Origin of the sequence: Aldersonia kunmingensis (assembly GCF_001646865.1) — a bacterium.
Classification (GTDB): Bacteria; Actinomycetota; Actinomycetes; order Mycobacteriales; family Mycobacteriaceae; genus Aldersonia; species Aldersonia kunmingensis.
In genome coordinates, this window is record NZ_LRRB01000191.1 from 1 (window position 1) to 6,715 (window position 6,715).

4 protein-coding genes are annotated in these 6,715 nt (G+C 66.9%); all 4 read left to right on the forward strand.

The features are described 5' to 3' along the window. The first annotated feature begins 1,409 nt into the window (after positions 1-1,409). Positions 1,410-3,314 carry a cutinase family protein gene (locus A8G08_RS14520; protein ID WP_169823314.1) on the forward strand — a complete coding sequence of 635 codons (1,905 nt, stop codon included), beginning with the start codon at positions 1,410-1,412 and terminating at the stop codon, positions 3,312-3,314. A gap of 5 nt (positions 3,315-3,319) precedes the next feature. After that, positions 3,320-4,966 carry a M23 family metallopeptidase gene (locus tag A8G08_RS28030; RefSeq protein WP_245672836.1) on the forward strand — a complete coding sequence of 549 codons (1,647 nt, stop codon included), beginning with the start codon at positions 3,320-3,322 and terminating at the stop codon, positions 4,964-4,966. Then, on the forward strand, positions 4,963-5,577 hold the full coding sequence (locus A8G08_RS14530) for a hypothetical protein (protein ID WP_068275241.1): 615 nt from the start codon (positions 4,963-4,965) through the stop codon (positions 5,575-5,577). Before A8G08_RS28030 ends, A8G08_RS14530 begins: the two co-directional genes overlap by 4 nt. Before the next feature lie 58 nt (positions 5,578-5,635). Beyond that, the coding region (locus A8G08_RS14535) for a MinD/ParA family ATP-binding protein (RefSeq protein WP_068275242.1) at positions 5,636-6,715 on the forward strand (1,080 nt) is incomplete at its 3' end.

The window sequence follows — 6,715 nt, forward strand, 5'->3', positions numbered from 1 at the left end:
GCACTGAACCGCGGAAGGCGGAGTTGAGGTTGCGAAACTGCCGCAATGCGCCTGAATCTGCGATGACGGTTGGGTCCGCTCCGATTGTTTCAACAATCAACATCTTCTCTGCGCCTGACGATTTGGGCTAGGCGGGGAGGCCAGGGTGTCGGTCATCCGGGTTCCCCGCGTCCAACGCGTTCAATCATCTTCGAACGTGAACAAACTTCGCGCTGTTTCACGGCTTGCATCGACATCGCACGTCGATGTGAGTAATAATCTTCTCGCGAGCAGCCGATTTCATCACTCGCTCGATGACTGTGAGAGTCCCCTTGGTCTCTCGCCCGATCGGTTACTTGTTGGCGTACCTCAGCTCGAGGTTCGCGGCGCACCCCATGCTGCGTCGCCCGCGCTGGAACAGTGATCTGCCCTACGAGGCATGTTGACGACGTTCTATGCACGCGAAGCGAGGTGGGGGCCAGTATGCGTACTGCGATTCTTATGTCACGGCGGGCCTGGTGCGCCTATTCTCAGGCCGCTCGGCCCGGCTGGTTGCCCGCCGTGCGGCCGACACCGGTGTGGTGGCGGACGAAAAAGTGTGGGCGGCGAGCACCGCCGTGAATGACCTGGTCGAGTTCCGCACGCGCCGACAAGAGTCGCGCACGTGGCCGGTGCAACGGCCCGAAGCAAAAAAGCGTCTCAGCGCAATTGTTTGCCGCTGGGTGACCTTCATATCCTCGGGGTGACTACGAAAATTATGAGCTGCAGAGCTTAAACCGCAGTGAGGTCGAGTTGAGTCTTCGTATCCCCACCGACGTAGAGCTACGCAGGGGTGCTCGCAGTGCGGGACCGGACAGCGTCGTAGGCGTACGTTGTCTCGTCGACAGAATCACTCAGTGCAGCAGCGAATTTGGCAGCAATGACATCGATCGATTCTCGTTCGCCGCGTTCGAGTCGCTGGTCCACGCGGTCATGACGGCGACCGCGACCGAATTGGAGGTGAATGCGGAAGCGTGAACGAGAGAACCCCCAGTCGTTAGCGGCGACCGGGGGTCGGAGACCAAGTGGTTAGCGGCCACTCAGCCCATTCTCTGAGCAGAGAGGAACTCTGCCATGTCGACGATAGTCGATGACTCGATGCTTGTGCATGTAGTCCGAACACGAGCGGTTTGTGCTGTTCGACGTCACGGACCCGGCTCCCCGACGATCCACGTGCACTCCGCCGTGGATGCAACCGATCGGGGTCCTCACCGAGGAACACGGCGGATGAAACCTCGGCTCCTCGGTGCGCGCGCAATCGCGACAATCGGGACGGTCGCCGATTCTAGTTCATGTGTGCCACAGGGCTTTACCGGTTTCGCGGCTAGGCGAGCCTCCGTCGACGAGCTCGCATATTCGATATGCACGCTCTGGGCGGAAGCGATCAGGTCATGACTGCATTTCACTCTCTGCTCGCAACCAGCACGGCCGCGTGCGCCGCGTTCGCGCTCACCCTGACCCCGGCCGCTGAGGTATCCGCGTCACCCGCGGCAGAACAAGCGGGCTGCCCAGCGGTGATGGCCGCGTTCATGTCCGGCACAGGGGAAGGCGATGAGCGTTCGAGCCCCGAAACCCCAGTGGGCTTGCTGGCAGCACCAGCGAATGCGCTGCGGGCACGGTTCGGTGATCGCGTGCAGGTGGCGTTTCCGCCATCGTCACGCTCGGCTTTCAACAAGGGCTTGTCGTATGCGCAGTCGAAGACTGCCGGCGCCACCGCCCTGAAGGACACCCTGTCTGGGTTCTTTCGGAAGTGCCCGGCCTCGAAGGCAGCGCTGGTGGGGTACTCACAGGGTGCAGACTCGGCAGGGGACGTGGCCGCCGACATCGGCTGCGGACGTGGCCCGATCACTGCGGACCGGGTGATTGCGATCGGGTTGATCGCAGACCCGCATCAGGGCACGCAGGGCGGGAAGCTCGTCGGTCCGCCGGTCACAGGGACTGGCATCGCAGGTCCTCGTCCGGACGGTTTCTGCGGCCTGTCACCGGTGGTGGCGCAGTTTTGCGACCCAGCCGATAGGTACTGCTCGACAAACGCGACCCAGAATCCGGTGATTGCATCGCTGGGCCGGATGTTGGACCCCTCAAATGGGCGGCAGTCACCGGAGGATTTGACGACCGATTTCTCGGCCGCGGACCCAGGAAAGCTCGCGGACAACGTCGAGACGATCAGAGCGCACGCCGGCTCGACCAATCCGGCGGACACCACCGTCGTCGCGGAGGCGACGCGCTCGGCACTGGGCACCCTGCAGCCGCTGCACGATGTGGCGAGTTGGGCGGAGTCGAATCCCGGTGTGCACCACGAGTTGAGCACTGCCAGCCCGGGGTCTGTTCAGGCACAGGCCGGGGGAGTGCTCGCGACCTTGGAGTCGATGGATCTGCCCGCCGCGATCGGGTCGCTGCGCACGATTGGAGACCGCATCGCAGCGGCGACGGCACCGAAGGCTGCGGGTGTCGAGGATGTGGCGGGGGAGTTGTCCGCGCAGACCGCGGCGTTGACCGCGACGCCGGCGGATCAGTTGTCGGCGGCATCGCGGGTGCTGTCGGTGCTCAAGCCCTCGACCATGATCGGGCAGGTCACGAATGTGGTGAAGAACGGGCTAGATCTGGCGGTGAATGTCCCGCAGATCCTCGACCGGCTCAACCAGGTCGGGCCGATCCTGCTTGGCCCCGACACCCCGGTCGGGAAGGTCGACCAGCTGCAACGGGTGTTCGGAGATCTGAACAACCTCTTCCGGCCGATCGTGGTCTTGGCGGCGGGCGTAGACCTGCACCTGGTGTCGGGCGTACTGAACATGCTTGGGCCGCTCGATCCCTCCGGTGTCGTGTCGATCGCCGCGCTGGTGGTGGACCTGCTCGGCAACCTCGACGTGATCGGGTTGGCGCGGCAGTTCGGGCAGTTGCAGAACGACCTCTGGGGTGTGGCGCACGCGATCGCCTCGGGCGCAGACCCGCTCAGCATCGGCGGCTCATTGCTGCGCCTGGTCCCGACCGCGCTCGGGTTCGCCACGATCGCGGTCAAGGCCTTGACCGGTGGCACAAAAATCGATCCGGCCGCGTTGGATGGCGTCCTGCCCAGCGCCGCGGGTCAGCTGGTGTCCGCCGAGGGCGCGGATTCGTTGTCGCAGCTGCTCGGCGAGGGAGCGGATGCATTGGGGTTCTTTACCTCCGGGGCGCACCAGTCCTACGACACCACCGTGATCGACGCGGCAGGCCGCACGGCGCTGCAATGGCTGACGCAGTGGCTGATCAACCGCATCACCCCGCTCGCGGGCCCCGCACCGGCAGCAGGCCGGTGATGTCGATGAGCGGTAGCGGCGCGGGCGGCACGGCCACCGTGTGGCTGCTTGCAGCCGTGGCGACGCCGTTCGCGCTGGCGGCGATGTTCCTGGTGGCGGTGACCGGGCACCGCGACCCGGCCGACCCGAATTGCCTGCCGGACATGCCCCGCGACGGGGCCCCGATGGGGTCGGGGCGGGTGGTGATGCCCATGGAGCCGGGGGTGTTTCAGCTCAGCAGTGGTTTCGGGCCCCGCGAGGGTCGCTTCCATAGCGGGCAGGACCTGGCCGCACCCGCAGGCACCCCGATCGTGGCGGCGACGGATGCGACGGTGGTCGCGGCGGGCCCGGCGAGCGGGTTCGGTAACTGGATCGTGCTGGACACCATGATCGACGGGCAGAAGCTGTCGACGGTGTACGGGCACATGTACGACGACGGGGTCCTCGTGCGCATCGGCGAGCGAGTGCGGGCGGGCCAGCGCATCGCCAACGTGGGCAGCAATGGCGAATCCACCGGCCCACACTTGCATTTCGAGGTCTGGCCGGGTGGCCGTCTCTCCGGCGGGCACGCGATCGACCCGGCGCCGTGGTTGCAGACACGCACCCGCGCCAGTGGTCACACCGCCACCGCCGCCTCGTCCACCGAGCGCAATCGGCGAGCCGGCTCTCCCCAGTTGGCCGCGGCAACCGCCGACGGTGGTGTGGAGATGGCGGCGCTGCCGGCAGACAAGGGCAGTGAGGCGCATTGGCAGGTAGACACGATCCGGCTGGTCCGCGCAATCACGACCCGATTTCCGCAGATCACCGCGATCGGCGGATGGCGTCCTGCAGATGCATATCCCGATCACCCGTCCGGGCGTGCAGCGGACATCATGATCCCGGGCTGGGACACCCCCGACGGCAAGAAGCTCGGCGACGAAGTAGCCGACTACGTGATGGACAACAGAACCGCTTTCGCGGTGGTGTACGTGATCTGGCGCCAGCAGTACCGCCCCGCCGACGGCACCCCAAACACCATGGAAGACCGGGGCTCGCCCACGCAGAACCATTTCGACCACGTCCACGTAACCACCCAGGGCCACGGTTACCCGAAACCAGGCCAAACCTACGGCCCCGTGCCTGGCGGACCCGGAACCGTTGAGTCGCCGCGGTCGGGCTGCGACGACGCATCGGCCGGCCCGGGTGGGTCGTTGAAGGCGGGGTCGGTGCCGGCGCCGTTCCAGCCTTGGATCCTCAAGGCTGCCCGCACGTGTGCCGAGGTCAGCGCGCCACTCTTGGCGGCGCAACTGGAGAACGAATCCGGGTTTGAGGTGACCGCGCACAACGCGGCCTCAGGCGCAGACGGCCCTACCCAGTTCGTGCCCGCCACGTGGGCCGCGAAGGCAGTCGACGGCGACGGGGACGGCACTCGGAGCACCCGCTCCATTCCGGATGCCGTGATGACCCAGGCGGCCTATGACTGCGAACTCGCCGGTATCGCGAAAGACGCTGTCGCCCATGGCCGTCTGCATGGAGAAATCGAGCCGTTGATGTTGTCGATGTACAACTGCGGACCCGGAGCCACCCTCGCCGAGGGCGGGGTGTGTCAGAACCCGGAAACCCGCAGCTACGTACGCACCATCCCCGAACGCGCCGCCACCGTGTTCACCGCCCCCAACGAGGTCAACACATGACCGGGGACCGAACCACGCGAATCGTCTGCGGGACAGCGCTGCTGGTCGTTGTGCTCGCCGGCTGTGGCCTCGGGGGAGAGGACCTGGCGACCTCGGTGGTGCCGGCTCAACAATGGACCCCGCCAGCACCGGTCGATGACGATACCGGTAGCGCTGCAACAGGGCCGGCGCCGCCGGTTCGCGCCGCGACCCCGCTGCCGTTGGCAGGCGTGGATCGCACCGATCCGGACGCGACGGCGCGGGCCGCGCTGGTGGTGTGGTTTTCCTGGAATACCAACACCGACACTGGTCCCAACGATGCCGCCGCCCGGGCGTTGCCGCTGCTGAGCGAACAGCTCGCTGCCGCGGTCACCGGGTCCGCGTCGGTGACCGGCCCTGGGGCGCAGTGGGCCCGGTGGGCCGCCGCGCACGCCACCATCGACGTGCGCGTGGACGCCTCGACTGAACTGGTTCCGCCGCAGACCGCGACCGAAGCGATCCGGGTGTTCACCGTGACCCAGACCGTGTACGACCCCCAGGGCCGCGTCCTGGACACCCGCACCCCGACGGTCGGGGTGGTGCTGCACCGCCACGACGTCGCCTGGGAGGTGACCACGATCGATGAACGCTGAAACCCACGGCCCAACAGACAGTCCCGTACAAGTCGCCCTATCAGGAAGGGGAGTATCGATGAACCACGACGAACAGGCCTACTGGGCCGAGGAACCGGTCAACCTGATCCTCCAGGGCCGCCGCACACCCGCCGCGGTACCGCCGGCGACCGAAGCGACTGACACCGGACCCGAGGACACAACCGACAAGTCAACCGAGCCGGACTGCGACACAGGAACTGTGGAGCCAATCGATGGCGCCGGGGCCGCGCCGGACGCCGATGCTGCATCCGAACCCGCGCGGGATCCGGCAGGGGGGTTGTTGGCCGATCCGCCGGGACCGGAGTGCGATCCGGCGCGGTGGGGGTTTCGGGGTGAGGTGAACCGGCTGCTCGGCGGGTGGGGGCGACTGTCGCCGCGCCCGGCGGAGGTGGAACATCGGCTCGCCGAGCGGGCAGTGCAGGCGCATTGGTCGGGGACACAACTGGTGATGGTGGCCAACCCGAAGGGCGGGGTGGGGAAGACGCCAGCCACGCTGATGTTGGCAAGCACATTCGCCCTGTTGCGCGGCGGCGGGGTGGTCGGCTGGGACAACAACGAAACCCGCGGCACCCTCGCACTGCGCGCCGCCGCAGCCCCCACGACGTCGACGGTGTGGGATCTGTTGGCGCATGCTCCGCAGTTGGCGACCGGGTCGGCGGCGCAGATCGCGGCGTTTCTGCGGCGGCAACCTACCCGCGAGCACATTCTCGCCTCGGATGACAGTCCCGAGCACATGGACCAGATCGGGTGGGACGAATGCGCCGACATCTACCGGGTGCTGGCGCGGCATTACCCGTTGATCGTCGCCGACACCGGTAACAACGAGCGCGCGGGGAACTGGCGCTGGCTCGCCCATCATGCCGGCCAGCTGGTGATCCCGCTGCAGTACCGCGAGGACACCGCCAAGATCGTCGGCGGCATGCTCGACCGCCTCACCGGCCACGGCCTGGAGGCGTTGGTCGCGAACGCGATCGTGGTCGTCTCCACCCCACCGGACGGGACCGCACCGGGGGTGCGAGAGGTCATCCGAACCTTCCTGCAGGACAAGGGCATCACCGCGTTTGTGGAGGTGCCGCATGATCGGATGCTCGCCGGGCGCGCCGGCCGCATCGTTTAC

Coding starts and splice junctions, on each gene's coding strand:
- A8G08_RS14520 (WP_169823314.1), top strand. CDS start 1,410: ATGACTGCATTTCACTCTCTGCTCGCAACCAGCACGGCCGCGTGCGCC.
- A8G08_RS28030 (WP_245672836.1), top strand. CDS start 3,320: ATGAGCGGTAGCGGCGCGGGCGGCACGGCCACCGTGTGGCTGCTTGCA.
- A8G08_RS14530 (WP_068275241.1), top strand. CDS start 4,963: ATGACCGGGGACCGAACCACGCGAATCGTCTGCGGGACAGCGCTGCTG.